The organism is Candidatus Poribacteria bacterium (assembly GCA_026706025.1).
Lineage (GTDB): Bacteria > Poribacteria > WGA-4E > WGA-4E > WGA-3G > WGA-3G.
Window position 1 is genome coordinate 1 of sequence record JAPOZO010000060.1, and the last position, 18,610, is coordinate 18,610.

General features: G+C 47.8%; 9 protein-coding genes. 4 read left to right on the plus strand and 5 right to left on the minus strand.

The annotated features are described in order from the left end of the window. Window positions 1–652 precede the first annotated feature (652 nt). The 4 genes from OXH00_14330 to OXH00_14345 all read left to right on the plus strand — a co-directional run bounded on the left by OXH00_14330 (window position 653) and on the right by OXH00_14345 (window position 12,981). A complete protein-coding gene (locus tag OXH00_14330; GenBank protein ID MCY3742188.1) occupies window positions 653–1,618 on the plus strand; it encodes an Ldh family oxidoreductase in 966 nt (321 codons plus the stop codon). 173 nt (window positions 1,619–1,791) lie between these two features. Continuing rightward, window positions 1,792–2,793, plus strand: coding sequence for a Gfo/Idh/MocA family oxidoreductase (locus OXH00_14335; GenBank protein ID MCY3742189.1), 1,002 nt, complete (start codon window positions 1,792–1,794; stop codon window positions 2,791–2,793). Between the two features lie 485 nt (window positions 2,794–3,278). Continuing rightward, on the plus strand, window positions 3,279–11,882 hold the full coding sequence (locus tag OXH00_14340; GenBank protein MCY3742190.1) for an Ig-like domain-containing protein: 8,604 nt from the start codon (window positions 3,279–3,281) through the stop codon (window positions 11,880–11,882). A gap of 115 nt (window positions 11,883–11,997) precedes the next feature. Beyond that, complete coding sequence (locus OXH00_14345; GenBank protein MCY3742191.1) at window positions 11,998–12,981, plus strand: PorV/PorQ family protein; 984 nt, start codon at window positions 11,998–12,000, stop codon at window positions 12,979–12,981. A gap of 227 nt (window positions 12,982–13,208) precedes the next feature. Here the strand turns inward: OXH00_14345 and OXH00_14350 are convergent, their stop codons facing one another. The 5 genes from OXH00_14350 to OXH00_14370 all read right to left on the minus strand — a co-directional run bounded on the left by OXH00_14350 (window position 13,209) and on the right by OXH00_14370 (window position 18,506). Next, window positions 13,209–14,327 (minus strand): quinolinate synthase, encoded by a 1,119-nt coding sequence (locus OXH00_14350; GenBank protein MCY3742192.1) that lies wholly within the window; start codon window positions 14,325–14,327, stop codon window positions 13,209–13,211. Window positions 14,328–14,995: 668 nt separating this feature from the next. Continuing rightward, window positions 14,996–15,661, minus strand: a complete 666-nt coding sequence (locus tag OXH00_14355) for a hypothetical protein (GenBank protein MCY3742193.1) — start codon at window positions 15,659–15,661, stop codon at window positions 14,996–14,998. A gap of 73 nt (window positions 15,662–15,734) precedes the next feature. Further along, window positions 15,735–16,388 (minus strand): hypothetical protein, encoded by a 654-nt coding sequence (locus OXH00_14360; protein ID MCY3742194.1) that lies wholly within the window; start codon window positions 16,386–16,388, stop codon window positions 15,735–15,737. Window positions 16,389–16,459: 71 nt separating this feature from the next. Further along, window positions 16,460–17,383 (minus strand): DPP IV N-terminal domain-containing protein, encoded by a 924-nt coding sequence (locus OXH00_14365; protein ID MCY3742195.1) that lies wholly within the window; start codon window positions 17,381–17,383, stop codon window positions 16,460–16,462. Window positions 17,384–17,447: 64 nt separating this feature from the next. Beyond that, the gene (locus OXH00_14370) at window positions 17,448–18,506 is read right to left on the minus strand and encodes an NAD-dependent epimerase/dehydratase family protein (protein MCY3742196.1); all 1,059 of its coding nucleotides are present in this window, start codon (window positions 18,504–18,506) and stop codon (window positions 17,448–17,450) included. Between the last annotated feature and the right edge of the window lie 104 nt (window positions 18,507–18,610).

The window sequence follows — 18,610 nt, forward strand, 5'->3', positions numbered from 1 at the left end:
TCTACTTCTACACACTCCAGACTGCAGACTTTGCTGCGACGCGACGGATGGTTATCCTGAAGTAAATGAGTTATCAGTAAGAATAGTTATCAGTTATCGGTTATCAGTTTTCAGTTAAGAGAGTTCTTGTAACTGACCACTGATAACTGACAACTGACGACTTTTTTCTTGAAAACTGATAACTATTAAAAAATAAAACGCCCCGATCCGCCGATTAACCATTGACATTGGGGCGTTTTTTATGTACGTGAGTTCAACAAATAATAATAGGACTTACAAAAAATCACGGAATTACACCTATTACCACGCGGTAGGTGCATTTAGGAATGTAGATCGCATTTGGGCGCGTACGCCGCAAAACCACACCTACAAAGGAATTGCCTAAGTCCTCAAGATATAACAGAATACAAAGACTTAAGTTAAAAAAAGATCAAAAGATGAATTCTACGGAACAGATCTAAACTGGGTTCAGGGTGACACACGCGTTGGGCTACCTGATCAGACGTATAGTCCATCTGTTGGTCCGGGATTCTCGGGACAGCGTGGCATCCATTGGCCGTGTCCACCCTAACGGTATTAACGGCGTACTGCCTGTCCCATAAAGTCAAAAAACTTGAATTAAATTGCCGGACCAAAGAAATGGAGCGACAACGTGCATATTTCCGTTGCTGATGCGCGAGAACTCGCGGAAACCTTTTTAATAAAAAGTGAGATGTCCGAAACCGATGCCGCGATTATCGCCGATATTCTATTGGAAGCCGAACTCCGCGGGCGAAAAACACATGGCTTTATTCGCTTAACTGGAATTAAGAACCGTTATGCGCAGGCCGAAAGAACTGACATTCAGGTTGACAAGGAAGAGGGACTCTGCGTCCGGATGGATGGTGGTAACCAACCCGGCTATCTTGTTGCCTATCGGGCAATGGAACTTGCAATTGAACGCGCGAGGCGCAACGGCGCGAGCATCGTTGGCGTTTACAATACATCACACTGTGGCATGGCGGGATATTATGTTGATATGGCGCGAAAAGCGGATGTCGTTGGATTGCTTTTTGCGGATTGTCTGCCCCGCATTACACCCGAAGGTGGCACGGAGGCTCTCTTAGGAACAAATCCGATCGCTGTCGGAATCCCATCTAATACAGTACCACTCCTATTTGATATGTCTACCGCTGCGATCACTAATGGCGATCTGCTCGTCGCTATGCGAGATGGTATCGCAATCCCTGAAGGACTTGCATTTGATACAACGGGTAAGTCGACAACCAATGCTGATGCAGCATTGAAGGGGAGTGTCCGTCCGTTTGGTGGTCATAAAGGGTTTGGACTTGCACTCGTAACGCAAATCCTAGCGGGGGTCTTGGTCAACGCCGCGACAATTCCGCCGCCCGGCACCAATTACGGTCTACTTATTATTGTGATAGATCCGACAAGCTTTGTGCCGTTGGCGCAATTCAAAACAGAAGTTGATAGGCTCATCGCATGTGTCAAGGAAAATCGAACGGAATCAGGGGTTACGGAAATTCTGATCCCTGGTGAGCGAGCTTACCGTCAACGGGATACCCATCTCGCTGACGGTATTTATTTTGACGACGCGCTTTTGAGTCAATTCACTTAAATAGGACTTACGTACATTGCGCAAATATCGGACATTTAAACGCAAAAAGCGGTGTTTTTCGTCCTTTAAACCCCCTGAATCCTCCTTATCAGGGACTTTAAGCGGAAATGCGTAAGTCCTATTAAACAAATTGTAGGCGCGATCTCCGAGTCGCGCGGAAAGGAAAATTTACTATGGCAGCTTTTAAAGCAGGTATCATCGGTTGTGGTGGACGTGGGCGCGCCCATGCACGCGGGTATCAAGCATCTCCAGATGTTGAGATCGTGGCGTGTTCCGATCCGATTGAAGACGCGAGGAACGCTTTCGCGGAACAGTTTGAGGTGCCCAATACCTACGAAAGTTATGAAGAGATGCTGGCTAAAGAATCGCTCGATTTTGTCAGCGTCTGCACGTGGATTGCGCTCCATAGGGATATGGTTATCGCTGCTGCCAACAGCGGCATTAAAGCCATCCATTCTGAGAAACCGATGGCACCGACATGGGGCGATGCCAAAGCACTCTATCAGGCGTGTGTGGATAACGACGTGGTGATAACGTTCTGCCACCAACGCCGTTTTGGCGCACAATTCATTAAGGCAAAACAACTGGCAAATGAAGGGGCAATCGGTGAATTGCGCCGCCTTGAGGGTTCATGTTCAAATCTGCTTGACTGGGGAACACATTGGTTTGATATGTTCCTTTTTTATAATAACGACGAACCTGTTGACTGGGTAATCGGTCAAATAGATGTAGCAGAAGAGAAACTCGTCTTCGGGACGCAAGTTGAGACAAGCGGTCTATCCTGGTTCCGCTGGAAAAACGGTGTCGAGGGTTTATTGACAACCGGTGGTGCCTCTTCACAAGGGTTCTCGAATCGTCTCATCGGCACTGAAGGTATTATTGATGTCGGTGGTGGCGCGCCGGTCCGCCTGCTACGCGCGGAGTCTGACGGTTGGGAAACGCCTGATTTAAGCGACATCCCGAAAGGCGATGACACAGTTTTCTCTGTTCTTGACCTTATTGACAGTGTTAAGACTGGACGTGAGCCGGAACTCAGCGGACGTAAAGCACTGCAGGGGGCGGAACTTATTTTTGCGACGTATGAGTCGAGCCGGCGGCGGGCAAAGATTAATTTACCCCTCACAGTAGATGATTCGGCTTTGCTGACGATGGTTGCTAATGGAGACATCGGTTAAGTCTTAGTTCTATAAGCTGCAGGCGCGGTTTACCACCGCGCACTGTAGCAGTATCACATGCCTTGTGTTTTTCTGTAATTTTTATCAACCTAATTGAATCTTTTGCGTCTAACAAAGATTAAAGGGGATTTCATACACCTGTCCCGCAAGACCATAAAGTTTTAAAGAATATGTAAAAATATTGCAACCTTTTTATCCTTAAAACGCGTCTTATGACATAAGTGTATATTGTCTAACGTTTAGACTTGAAATGAAAAAACAAGTCAGAAGCAGTAATAGATACGACGCAGTTCTCGACACACTCCATTCAACGCCAGAGGCATGTCTAACGTGCAAAAAGCGTTTGCCGGACACCGCTTGATATGTTGAAGCGTGGAGGTGCCGATACCGGGATAAGGTCCGAACCTGCCCGGAAAATATGTGAATCAACGCGAAGCACCGAATCTTTGCAATCTTTCGGACTCGCGAAAAGCAGGGAGAAACGAGTGCAAAAAATTAAGAATATGTACGGTGTTGCTTATAAACCGGCACACAAAAATCGAAACCAACACAAACTCGGAAACAATCCAACCCCCAAATCACCAATCCGTTCGCGATGGGTGAATTTTCTCTTTTTTCAGATTTTTGTCTGTTTCACAGCTTTAATGATTTCTACCGATGTATCGGCGGTGTCTTCTGTAACACTGTCTGTTGTTGATACCGAGGGAGATGATACGATTTTCAATGGTGATAACCAGAGGTTGCGTATTACTATCTCATTATCAGATGATCCGAGTGACCTCGGTCCGTATGATTATATCCTCAAAGTAGATGGTCATGACGAGGTTCAAATTGGTAGTCCCGGTACTATAGAGGAAAATCAAACAAAAACTGTCGTTGAGGCTTGGAATGGCGGTAATCTTTCAGAGGGCACCTATACAATTCGTGTGGAAATTCGTGAAAACGGTGCGGCTCCTGATGCTGAGGCATCATTTTCAGACGAGGCAACAGTAACCTTAGACAGAACTGCCCCGGAGATTTCAATTGGCACCGATCTCACCGAATTCTCGCCAAATGGAGACAGATTCCTTGATGCCGTTACTGTCTATTATAGTGTAGATGAAGATGTCACAGAGAGTGAATTGGAATTTTTTCGCGTCGTTAATGATAGCGAAACTCAGTTTGGGCGACCTGAGCGGCTTGAGGAAACTGCTGGAGAACATACATTCTTTTGGGATGGCGCAGACAGAAATTTCAGAATTTTTCCAGATGGACAGTACAAACTAAGAATTAAGGTAGTTGACAAAGGTGGAAATTCTACGCAATCGGATAAAACCAACCCGATTACTATTGATACGCAAGCACCTGTAATATCTCGTGTTGTTGCTAATGAGAACCTGACCATTGTTAATGGTGTTTTTATCAATGCCCCTATTCAATCGATTAAAATGACGGCAGACGATTTAGGGGGTACACCGATTGATTTTACCGACGTGGACACGGCTCTAATGGTGGAGGCACAAGATGATACGACTATAAAAGGATCCCTCAGCCAGGAGGGTCAATCATTGACATTGTCCTTCGGCAACCGCTTGGATACAGCATCCGAAAACGGCGAATATACTATTTCAATAGCTGTTGCTGATAGAGCTGGAAACCTCGCCGAAAAAACGTTGAATTTCACCTTTGATAACATCGCACCGAATTTGACAGAAGTCGCTACTTCAAACGGCAAGTTGACCCCCGGTAGCGGCGTTAGCACATGGACAAATTTTGTTGAGGCAACGCTCAGTGATAATATTAAAAATGGCCTCAGCCTTTTCGACTCCACAATTCGACTCACCGGACCCAATGGTACTGTATTGGGACAGCAGACACAACCAACTGCTAATAAAATCCGTTGGCTCTTCCTATCGCCGCTCTTGGCGCGGGATGGCCTTATGGATGGTACGTATACAATTGAAATTGATGGAGTGGACAAAGCCGGGAACCGGACAGGGGCTTTACAAATACCTTTTATCTTTGATAACCTTCCACCGTTGGTCACCTTAGGTCCTACAGAAGAATCTCCCTTCACGCTTAATCAGGATACCATTTACCACGCGCAGCCGCTTTCACAGATTGTCGCAACGTTTGATGATGCAGGTGTTGGTGTTGATTTGGATGGAGATACACGTGTTACTTTCGGCACGAAGGATGCTGGTGATGGACTCAACACACTCCCCGGACGCGTTATTCTGGCAAAGGATCGCGATCAATTAGCTTACGTCTTAGAAACGCCACTGACAAGCCGAGACGGAACCCAAGATGGACACTATGTACTCAACGTTCAAGCTACAGACATCCTCGGTAATACAGAAACGTACAGATACCAATTTGTCTACGATACGCAACTCCCCGCACTCGTTTCTACGGCACCGGCTGCCAATGAGACCGTCTCAGAACTATCGCAAGTTGAGATCGTACTTGATGAAGCAACCAGCGGTATAGATTTCATTCAGAGTACCTTCCGATTGACTCGCAGTGTTGACGGAAACGCTGTAGATGTACCTGTGAATCTGACGAGTAACGGCACAGATGCAGCGACCTTGACGCTCGCAAAACCGATTGCCTTAGATGGTTCAGATGATGGTACCTACATAATTGAAATCTCCCCGATGGACTTAGCCGGTAACGTCGGGGTTACCGTTCGCCGCGAATTCTATCTCGTCAGTCAAAGCCAACCTGAGATTCGATTGACAATGCCAGAAACTACAACTGTCAATAATTTGACTACGGTTGTCGCTGAACTCAGTGGATACATCGGTGCCGGTATTGATCCCAATGCCTCGACACTAACTGTCAGAAATGCCCAAGGGGCTCTTATCACATCGACTGAACTTGAACGTAATGAAGTAAATAACCTGTTAACTTGGAACATAGAAACGCCTCTTCCACGCGACGGCAGTGCAGATGGTGAATACACTGTAACCGCAACCTTCGTCGATTTTATTGGACAACGTTTAACACAACAATTTCAACTCCTTTTAGACACACAATTTCCCGCGATCGAAAGCGTACAGGTCGCAACCGATTCCAAACCCGAACTTGCCACGGGTAGCACAACAATCGTTGCTGAAGGTTTTTCACAAATCATTGTAACCTTTGAGAACGCGCAAGAAGATCTCGTTAGTGGTATTGACTTCGCCAATACAGGTGTTACGTTCACCAATCCCTCTGGCGAAAGTATATCTGTTAACCGGTTGGATGACGGTGCCAATGTCTTGACCCTTGATTTTCCAGCATTAACGCAGCGCGGTGAGTATGTACTCTCTGTTACGCCCCAGGACCTCGCTGGGAACCAAAGTGCCGCCCCGCTTGTTTACCGGCTGCGGGTTGACGTGCCTTTGCCTACAGTCACTTCGGTTCTCATTGGCGATAAACTCGGCACTATCGTTTACCTTAACGGCGATGCCACTAACATAGTTGCCACTTTCGCTGATTTGAGTGGGGCAGGGTTAGACTTGGATGATGGCGGTTCAACGATCGCCGTCACTACTGAATCAGGGCTACCCGCACCCGGCATTACCACATCCAATGGGACAGATCAATTAACGTGGACACCCACAGTGCTCCCGACTGATGGCAGTGCTGATGGTCGTTATACCGTCACCGTCACACCGAAAGACAAAGCCGGGAGGCAAGGTGATGTTATTTTTCGTCAATTCGTTTACGATACACAGGCACCACGCATCACTGCCGCTACGCCGGTCTCATTGATTCAACCCGTTACCTATATCAACGGTTCTCTCACACAACTTCAATTCACCGTTGAAGATGTCGGACCCGCAGGTTTAGCGTTAGACGAACAGACAATAGAACTCCTTGATGCCCAAGGTGCCTCTGTCAGTGCCACGCTGACATTTGATGAACTAAACAGTCAATTGTATCTCACACTCGACGCGCCGCTTGCACAAGATGGAAGTGCCGATGGCGAATATACCGTGCAATTGCCGCTTGTTGATAGATCCGGAAATGTTTTGGATTCGGAGCAGGTCTTCGTTTACGATTCTCAAGTGCCTCGTATTTCATCGGTTTCGGTAAACACGGAATCACCATTAGAACTTTTCCCACAAGAGGTTGTTGAGGTTCCAGAATCTATTAGCAGTATTACACTCCAATTTCAGGACGCGATGGGGATTGACTTCATCAATACCGGTGTTACGCTGACCAATCCGGCTGGTGAGAACATCGCTGTTAACCGTTCTGATGACGGTGGAAATGTCTTGACCCTTGATTTCCAAGTATTAACCCAGCGTGGTGAATATATTCTCGCGATTACACCGCAGGATTTGGCTGGAAATCAGAGTGCTGCACCGTTTGTTTACAGATTCCGCGTCGGTGTCCCTTTACCCACAGTCACTTCGGTTCTCATTGGCGATAAACTCGGCACTATCGTCTACGTCAACGGCGAGGCAACCAATATCGTCGCGACTTTCGCTGATTTGAGTGGGGCAGGGTTAGACTTGGATGATGGCGGTTCAACGATCGCTGTCACTACTGAATCAGGGCTACCCGCACCCGGCATTACCACATCTAATGGAACAGATCAATTAACGTGGACACCCACAGTGCTCCCCATTGATGGCAGTGCCGATGGACGCTACACCGTCGTTGTTACACCCAAAGATAAAGCCGGGAGGCAAGGCGATGCTGTCTATCGGCAGTTCGTTTACGATACACAGGAACCACGTATCACCGCTGCTACACCAATGTCATTGACGCAACCCGTTACCTATATTGGTGGATCTCTTACGCAATTTCAGTTTACTGTTGAAGACGTAGGCCCCGCAGGTTTAGAACTATCGGAACAGACGATAGAAATTCTTGATGCCCAAGGCGTGCCCGTCGATGCGATATCCACATTTGACGAGATAAACAGTCAACTGTATCTCACGCTTGATGCTCCGCTTGCACAGGATGGGAGCGCGGATGGTGAATACGTCGTCAAGGTCTCGCTTGTTGACCAATCAGGAAATATGTTGGAGTCGGCACAGAGTTTCGTTTACGATTCTCAAGTACCTCGTGTCTCCTCGGTCTTGATAAATACTGAGACACCAGTAGAACTCGTTCCACAGCAAATTACCGAAGTTGCGGAATCTATCAGCAGTGTTACGCTTCAATTTGAGGAAGCAACACGAGTTGATTTCGCGAATACCGTCGTCAGTTTAGTCGGTCCCGATGAACAACCGATTCCGATCAACGTCTCAGCTGATGGACTTACGCAACTGACCGCGCGTTTTGTCGCACTCACCCAAGCTGGATTGTACACACTGTCTGTCACACCGCAAGATATAGCAGGCAATGTTGCCCAAGGGGCTGTACAATACGCTTTTCGCCTTGATTTCGTCTTGCCGAGTGTCAGTATTGTCGAATTGGGCGGACAAATTGGGGATGTTGTTTTCCTCAACGGCAGTGATGCCACAATAGTCGCCACTTTGCTCGACGGGACTGGCACCGGACTCGCTTTAGGGGATGGTGGTTCAAGCATTGTTGTGACGGGACCCTCAGGGACAATTGTTCCCGGTCAAACTCACACAGATGGCGAGAACCGGTTAACATGGCAACCTATATCGCTCCCGACTGATGGCAGTGCTGATGGTCGGTACACTGTGGCAGTTACACCTGTTGATAAAGCGGGTCGGCAAGGCGATGTCGTTTATCGACAGTTCATTTACGATACAGAAAACCCGCGTATCACTGCGTCTTCTCCCATAGTGTTGAGCCAACCGGTGTCTTACATCAGCGACGGCTTGAACCAGTTTTCGTTTACTGTTGAAGATGTCGGACCGGCGGACCTGCTTCTGGAAGCACAATCCATTGAGTTAATAGACGGTTCTGGAAATGTCGTCCCGGCAACGTTGACATCCGACGAGTTAACAAATCAACTCTACTTGACCCTCTCGCTCCCGTTCGCTCGAGATGGAAGCGTTGATGGTACGTATACAGTCAGGTTATCCCTCATTGACAGAGCCGGTAATACCTCGAATTCGGAACACCTCTTGATCTATGATTCTCAAGTGCCACAACTTTCTGCTGTCACGGTAAATACCGAACCACCGATAGAACTTGTTCCGCAAGGAACTGCCGAGGTTTTGGAACCCATCAGCAGCATTACGATTAAGTTTGGCGAAGCAACGAGAGTTGATTTTGTCAATACAGTGGTTACGCTCGTGAGTTCCGGTGTCGCTGCTACCTCTGAAGTAGTGGACATCCCGCTTACATTGCAAGATGACGGTACATCTCAGATAACTGCCAGTTTTCCGGAATTAAATCAACTTGCTACGTATGTCCTCTCTGTCACACCACAAGATATCGCTGGTAATGTCGCCACTGCACCTATTAATTACACTTTCATTCTCGATATACCGTTGCCGAGTGTCAGTTCTGTTGTTATAGGCGACGCCGAGACAGTAGCTGGCGGCGATGTTGTTTACGCCAATGCAAGCAACATGATTATAGGCGCGGTACTTGAAGACCCAACAGGGACAGGATTATCCTTCGGCAGTGACGGATCGGATATTACGGTAGCAGACATGGAGGATTTAGTTGTTCCCGGTCAAATCAGTTCTAATGGCGTAGACCTGCTCGTTTGGAAACCGATAACACTCACGACTGATGGCACTACCGATGGACGATATAGTGTATATGTTACACCTGTTGATAAAGCCGGACGCGAGGGAAACACCGTTTATCGCGAATTCATTTATGATACGCAAGAACCAGAGATAATCGCTGCTGACCCGATAGATTTAAGTCAACCGGTCTCCTATATCAGTCAGAGTTTAACGCAGTTCCACTTTACAGTTGTAGATGTCGGTCCTGCAGATATTGAGTTATCGGATCAGAAAGTGAGCCTCCGGGATGCAAATGGCAATTTAGTCCCTGCGCAGCTCACTAATGATACGAATAACCAACTCTTTTTTACGCTTGACCAGCCTTTACCTCTTGACGGTAGTATGGATGGTGAATACACCATTGTTATTGAGTTAGGAGATAAAGCTGGCAATGCCTTCACAGTTGAACATAGCATCGTCTATGATACGCAAGCACCGACGCTTGTTAGTACAGTCCCCGCTGATGGTTCACTTCTCACCGAAGATGTCACACAGGTACAGGTAACGCTCAATGATGCGGGTGGTAGTGGTATCGACTGGACAAGGACTACGATAACACTGGTTAACCCGAGTGGACTCCAAATATCAGGTGAAATTGTCAGTAACGGCACAACAACCTTAACGCTTAGCACGAATCAACTCGTTGAGGATGGACGATACACTATCCGTGTTCAAGCTGTTGACCGCGCCGGAAACGGACAAGCAACCCGATTTGAACGGAATTTCCTATTGTCAAGGCGTTTGCCTACAATCGTTTCAACGGAACCGGTTACAGCACCAGTAGACGAGGCCTTCACGAATGAAGAAATTGAGCAGATAGAAGTGGAACTCGAAACAGATGATGAAAATCATCTATCAACACTTCGCCTCTTAAATCCGGGGGATCAAGTTGTTGCTGGCCAACAACAGCGGGCATCTGGCAAGTTAATTTATAATCTGGTTCGACCCCTCGCGACTGACGGTTCCGAGGACGGCCGCTATACGATTGAGTTTACGCCAATCAGTGCTTCCGGGCGCAACGGTGAAACGCAACGATTGACGTTCATATATGACACACAAGCACCAGAAATTGAAAGCGATGATGTAATCAATCTTGTCGTTGCACAACCCGGGGTTAATAATTCACTGACAGAGATTCGCGTCAACCTCACCGATAATACATCTGGTATTGATTGGGAAAATCTCGACGAAAAATGGTTAACTTTTGAGCGATTATCACCAAACGCATCCAAAATTTCAGGGCGAGTTGACGACGATGGACAAGGTAACCTCACTTTCCGCCTCACGGCACCCCTCGCAGACAACGGTTCCGCAGATGGCGAGTACCGAATTACCGTTAACCCCAAGGACCGCGCAGGAAACGATGATGAGCCTTATGAAAGGGTCTTTATCTACGATACCAGTCCGCCAATGATTGATGCTGGCACATTACTTATTAACGATGCTCCATTGCTTGTTGACATTAACACGGACAATTATCCGACCGCAGTCTCTACAACCGGTGGTGTGGTCATACAAGCAAATATCTTTGATACAGGCTTGGGGGTCAATCTTGCACAATCAAAAATTACTGTGAGGCGTCCGGACGGATCGGAACTTTCTGGCAACACGCAGCAAAACGGCGTAGACACGATCGTTTTTAAATCAGATGGATTGACCCTTCGAGGAAACTATCAAGTCGAAGTTACCAGTATTGGAAACGACTCCGAACTCCTCGGATTCGCTCCAACCGATTCCATCACAACAGAATTTCTCTATGAAACAGGTGAACCTACCGCTACTGTAACCAGTGATGGTGGTGAAACCGAACTAACCGATGAACCACTGCCGTTAGAAGGCACAGCCACCGACCCGGCGGGCACACAGCGCATCGGTGAAGGCGAAATTCCTGTTCAGGCATCCGGTGTCTGGCTTGTCGAAATCGTAGGGACCGGTCCAGACGATCAACCGATTGCCCCGGTCCCAGCGGTCGATGACAGCAACGCGCAAGAAGAACCGTGGAGCCGCTGGTCAATCGACTTCCTGCCGACGCGTTCGGGTGAATACGACTTAGATGTCCGCGTCACAGATAACGCAGGCAACTACGCCGTTTATGACATCGGAAAGTATACAATGTCTGTATCCCTCACCTTCCGTGGTTCAACATTTGGGTGGCCAAATCCGCTCCGCCTCTCACAACGAGATGTCGCTTTCTTCTCCTTTGATGTTAATGTACCCCTCGGGGAGACGATCGAACTCACTTTGAGCATCTATGATTGGAGTGGAGATATGGTGCTATCACAAACCTATCCGGATGTTGTTTCCGGACAGCGGAACGACCAATTGGTTAAATGGAATTTGGAGAACCAGTCAGGTAACACTGTCGCAAGAGGGCTCTACATCTTCCGTTTAGAAGCCGTCAATGCAGCAGGAAACAGTGCAAATGTTGTGGGCAAGGTGCTTGTTGTTGACTAAGAAAGAAGTTACCAGTTACCAGTTGTCAGTTACCAGAGGGAATAGTAACCAGTTACCAGATTAACTCCCTCTTAACTGGACACTGGACACTGGTAACTCTAAAAAAGGAGAATTCATGATGCTGAAAAGGGGAGCCGTTCAAATCGTAATGGCACTTCTCATAATAACTGCAGCTGCCCCAAGTTTGCACGCTGATATTAACGATGGCGCGGGAACAGTCGGTGCCGCTTTCCTGAAAATTGAAGGTGGCAGCCGACCCGCCGGATTGGGCGGTGCCTTCGCTGGACTTGCTAACGACATCAATACCATCTTTTGGAATCCAGCAGGGTTAACCGCCGTCAATGACCGAGAATTGACCGCGATGCAACACTTTTCGTTCGCAGAAATTAACAACCAAACCATCGGATACGCGCAGCGCATAGAACGGCTCGTTTGGGGTGCCAGTTTCCTCGGTAGTTTCACCGAAATTGAACGCCGACAGGGACCAACCGAAGATCCAGATAGTACCGCAACGATCGGTGGGTTTGCTACAGGTTTATCCCTCGCCTATCCACTCGGCGAAGCAATATCAGTTGGTGGTACAGCAAAGATAATTTCAGAGCAACTGGATATTCAGAACGCCTATGGAGTTGCAGCAGATGTCGGATTAATTTTGCGCTTGCTTGACAATCACCTCGGTATTGGTGTTGCTGTTCAAAATGCGGGGGTCTTAGACGGTGGAGAAAACTTGCCGATGGCACTTCGGGCAGGAGTCGCTTACAGAACGTGGAAACAACCTGCTGCAGAAGCAGAGACAGATAAACCGATGCCGGCGCAGGAGGTATGGGCATTGGTCGCAGACGCACATCTCCCGCTTCTTGATGCAAATCCGAGTTTTCATATCGGGGCAGAGCGGTGGTTTTACGAGAGTATCGCGGCACGCGTCGGATATCGAATCGGTCTGAACCAGAATCCAAGCGACGGATTAGCACTCGGCATCGGCGTACGACGCAGTGGTGAAGACGCGTTAGCAAGTATCGACTTCCAGTTTGATTACGCTTTCGTACCAGATGCTTATGTCGGCAACGCACATCGCGTCTCTTTCATCACACGCTTCTAAATAGTTATCAGTTGTCAGTTTTTATAGTTGTCAGTTATCGGTTATCAGTTGTCAGTTAAGAGGGTTCTTGTGGAGGACCGTTGAGGTTAGTGTCCAAGCAACAGCAAACCTCAAGGCAGACTGGCAACTCTTAAAATTGACTGCCTATTGCTGACTGCTATTCTTTCTGACAACTGAAAGATTTTTTCTCCGAAAAAATCGTACTGACGACTGACAACTGACAACTATTAAACACTTGCCTCAAGCATTCGTTCAATTGGCGTGCGGGCTTTGTCTATCGTCTCAGGACTCAGCGTAATCTCATATTCATCAAGGTCCTCGTCCCGATCAATCGCTTCCAAGATCTTTGCTATCTTGCCCAAATTGACTTGTGCCATGTGGGAACATCGGACCGAGCATGCTGTCCAGAATTGAACTTCTGGAAATTCCTGCGCCAAGTTAGAAGTTAACTCACATTCCGAGGCAACGAAAGCACGTTCGAGTTGTTTAGCTGCAACACGTTCCGCTATGTCCTTCATAATCTGACTGGTACTGCCGTAAAAATCTGCTTCCTTTAAGACATTCGGCCGGCATTCCCAGTGCGCATATAACTTACGGTGGGAGTGTCCTTTCGGGATTTCAAAGGATTCACGGATGCCGAGAAGATCATCAAGTGTGAATTTTTCGTGAACCTCGCAAACTGCCCCGCGTGCTGTGTTGTCTTTGCCGGGATAGACGACATTTTTCTCGTCCTTCAACTCTTCCTCTAAATTCTGCGCGAAGAAGATATCCGGCACAAAGATCAGTGTATCCCCGGGCATAGATTTAGCGATGTGTGCTGCATTCGCTGACGTACAGCAGATATCCGATTCTGCTTTCGCGTCGGCGTAACTATTGATATAGATCATCACTGGTGCCCCGGGATACAGGGATTTCAGTTCCCTAACATCTTCAGCACCGAAGTTATCGGCGAGCGAGCACCCCGCTGTTTTATCGGCAACTAACACCGTTTTGCTCGGATTCAAAATTTTTGCTGTCTCCGCCATAAACGGTACACCGTTAAAAATTAGATACGGCGACTCTGTTTTCGCGGCATACATGCTCAAGCCGAGCGAATCGCCCTGCTCTTCTTTTTCCGACAATCCAAAGACCAGCGGCTCCATATAGTTATGACCCAGCATCACAACGTTATGTTTCTGTTTCAATGTCCGTATTTTATGGACTGTCCTCGCGTGAGCCTCTATGTCAAGAAACGTTAAGCTTGGATGATGGCGGTTGTACAACTCCTGCTTAACGTCTTCAATACTGAGATCTGTCGTACAGTCTGGTGCATCTGTTGTATGGGAAGTTTCTCCCTTAGAATGCATGCTGATCACGCTCCAAGTTGATCACTAATAAAAAGGGCTGCTTCTCTACAAACTAACGAAATGGAAAAATTGTGAGTCTTGTCGCACTTTAGGATGTAAGAGATTGGCAAACTGCAGACGCTATTAGCGATTCTTTTTATTCATTCCTATTAGGATACACTTAACATATTTCTTTTGTCAAGTCCTAATCTATCGAAATGCCATATAAATGCAAAATCTATGTCAAATTTCTTGCGTAAAAAGGAAAATTTGCGCTGCGGCACTTATTTTATTCCTAATTTGCGGGTGGACACCGACTGCAGAGAGTATTTCCGTTAAACTGAGAGGAAAAATTGCCTTGGCTGGAATTCTTTCAGGCCTCGCTTATGCAACACACGTGCTTGTTAAACGCGATAGGCGGGCAATAGAGAAATTGGAATTTCACCTCGGCCCGCCTGATGGCGTTGTTCAGTTTGAACGTGGATTTGACTCGTGGCGTATTAACTACTATAGAGAGCAGTGCTATCTGTTTAGGAACAACCGTTTCATCGGAAAAAAAGTGTTTAAGGTTCCCTTTTCCAACTCTGACGCGTCCCCAAATTCCATAGAACCGCTTCGATGGAAGGGTGGAAGCCTGGAAGGAAGAAATACGCTTCCAATCTTCCAGTCTTCCAATCTTTTGCCCTTTCTTATTGATACGCCCGTTTTAGGGAACCCCAGGTGGTTGCAGCTTTCCCCTTTGCGTCCACAGCGAGTCCCTCAATTTGTATCTTCCGATCTTTATCGGTTGGGAGACGAAGGTCTGCTTCGGTCGCTTTCAAGTTGGTCGTCACGAAGATTGTGTCTAACATGGTGGCATCTTCACGCACGCCGATACGCAGCACCGTCTCACCGGCTTCCTTGAACTTCCATTCCCGTTCAAACGTCCCACCGTCTAACCAATGATTGATACGGTCCCAATGCCAAAAACCACCTTGTGCGACACCCCAGCGGAACTCGGTATTCTGGGTTTTTTGCGCATCTTCGTCCGGGTCGGCAGGTTGCCAAGTCACCCAAAATGAATCACTATTCCCATCCCAAGCAATGACATGCCCCCACAGCGCGTAGGTATCCGGCTGAGGAATATTGATAATAAACTCAGCGTAGCCTGTACCACCGCCACCTGTGGCAGGATCCCCTTCCATCCAGATGAATTTCCCATCAGAAGCATCTTTATCATCGGCAATGATCATCGGTTCTACAATCTCGTCTGCCAACTCGGCTTCAAGCGCAATTTCGACTTCAGCACTAAGCTCCACAATTCCACATAAGAATACAGTAAGTATCATCAGCGTCAATATTGTTCCGTGTTTCACCAAAGGTCTCCTTTCTACTCTCTAAGATACGAGCGGTTGTATTAAACCGCCCGTAGTCAGGTTAAGTCAATTACTATCTCCCTGCTTTCAGCTTTCCCCACGTTGTCGCGAGTTTATCTTGTGGTTCAACAGGCGTTAAAGAATCTTCCGGAATCGGATCGCGAGGGTTGACCTCTGCTTCGTCCTCGGAGAGGTTATCAGTGATGTAAATAACATCCAACATACAAGCATCTTCCCGGACTGCGATGCGGAGCGTGGTTTCTCCAGCTTCCGCTATCTCCCATTCCCGTTCAAATGTGCCGCCATCTAACCAGTGATTGATACGGTCCCAGTGCCATTCATTGCCTTGGGCGACACCCCAGCGGAACTCGGTGTTCTGGGTTTCTTGCGCGTTTTCATCGGGATCAGCAGGTTGCCAGGTTACCCAGAATGAATCGCTGTTGCCATCCCATGCAAGGACTTTTCCCCACAGGGCGTAGGTGCCGGGTGCTGAAATATGGAGCTTATATTCTGCCCAACCTTCACCACCACCACCCGTGGCAGGATCCCCTTCCATCCATATAAATTGCCCCCCGGAAGCCGCATCATCATCGGCAACTATCATTGGTGCTTCAATCGTATCCGCCGCTTCTGCTTCAATTGCTCGTTCATAACCATAACTTATGCCGACCGTGAGTAATAAACCGAAGGTGAAAAGTGTACCAAATACCAATGTCTTGAAACACATAAAGATATCTCCTTTTTCTTAGTAAAGTTTTGCCCTTTAGAATGCCTTGGGCATACCTGTTAACTACCATTCTACGGAGCTCGAATTTTGCCCCACTGCTGAATCTGTAATGCTGATGGCACTACTAAAAGTACGTCCGAACGACTGTTAGACCATTTCGGTTGCGCCGCCCAAGCACCGTTGTTAATCAATTCATGGCGTTCACTGCCATCGGCACGCATGACGTGGATAACCCATCTGCCATCTTTCTCAAATTGAAAAGCGATGGTATCACCGTCTGGTGCCCATGCTGGAACCGCTTCATCGGTAGGTGTATCGGTGAGAACTTTCTTGTTCCCACCATCAACTGCATCCATGATATACAGGTCAAAGTCAGCAAGCGCTGCCTCGGCATGCATTGAAGCGTACACAATCCGACTCCCATCGGGCGACCAAGCCGGATACGTGTCCATCAGAGGTTGATCCGTCAACCGTTGTTCAACACCACTATCTACATTAACGACGTATATATCCCAGTTGAGTTCCCGCTTTGAATGAAAAACAAGCCTGTTGCCATCAGGTGACCAAGCCGGTGCCTCATCTTCAAATGGGTTTTCGGTGAGATGCTCGACCTCGTCATTATTGAGATGAAGCAGATAGATGTCGAAATGCCCACCTCGATTTGATGTAAAGGCGAGGCGCGTGCCATCAGGTGACCAAGCCGGTGCCTTATCTGTCGCAGGGTGATGCGTTAGACGTTGCTGATTGGTGCCGTCAACTTGCATCACATAAATCTCGTGATTCCCATCTCGTCGAGAGAAAAAAGCGATCTGAGTGCCGTCCGGTGACCACGTCGGATAGTAATCCGCTGCAGGATTGTGCGTGAGATTTATAGGGCGCTTTCCTGCCGTATCTGTCAGATAGATTTCCCAATCGCCGCTCACATCCGAGGCAAACGCAATTGTCATTAGTGGATGGGGTTGCCCCATAGCACTATCAACAACAAAGAGGAACATCACAAAAATACTACTTTGACATACTAACAGAACTCGCATTTTTTGTCTATTTTTTTTAAGATTATCAGAACTTTCCGTCACGCACTTCAAAGTGGGTCGGTTTGCCGAGGGTTGTGCCACCAACCCGCACCCACTCTGCAACCCATTCAATCATTTGTCCTAAAGAGACGTGTGGATACCCAAACAGTTGATGACACCGAGATGCGTTGCTCAACAGTGCTGTTGATGCCTCTTCCCCATCAAAATGCGGCGATTTGTTAAAAATCGTCCCGAAACACGACGCAAGGTATCGTATCGAAACAGTCTCCGGTCCCGTCACATTCAGCACCAGCGGTGGACTTTGGCAGTGCGAGAAAGCCCGCAATGCGATCGCGTTTGCATCACCTTGCCATATCACATTCACATTACCCATCTGGAGCGAAATCGGTTCTTCGGCATAAACTTTTTCAGCGATGTCCAACAGTATCCCGTAGCGGAGGTCTATCGCGTAGTTCAGCCGCAAGATAACTATCGGTGTACCGAATTGCAGTGAAAAATAGGTACATATCCGTTCACGACTTAGACAGGATTGCGCGTATTCACCCATCGGATCAACGGGTGAGCTTTCAGTCGCACCACCGTGGGAGACCGGAGTCAGCGGGTAGACGTTCCCCGTTGAAAACACAACCAACCGCGCAGATCGAAACTTTTCTGCTACGCGTCCTGGCATATAACCGTTCATTGCCCAAGTCAGACCTTCATTGCCGACTGAACCGAACTTCCTACCCGCCATCAAAATTACATTTGGGATGTCAGGTAGATTTTGCAAGCAGTCTTCCGAAAGTAGATCTGCAGTGATTGTTTCAATACCGGCTCCTTGCAAGTCTTCTTGCACGCCCGGGATCGAAAAACGGGAAACACCTATCACCTTTTTAGCGATACCTGCGTGATCAATAGCGCGTTTCGCCTGCTTAGCGAGTGTTGGGCCCATCTTCCCGCCAACACCAAGGATAAGGATATCCCCTTCCAGTGCAGCAACTGCCCCTATTACCTCGTCTGTCGGTTCGGATAGATGTGACTCTAACTGGACCTCTGTTTGTATCAAGGTGTTACACAAATTTGGCAAGGATTGGGAACCTGTCATGTCATCATCTTATCTAAAGCAAGCATGTTCAGGACTTACGCAGCGTGCTCTTTTGTAGCATAGGCTGTTAGCCTGTGCACTGAAAACGTCTCTGTTTTTTGAGA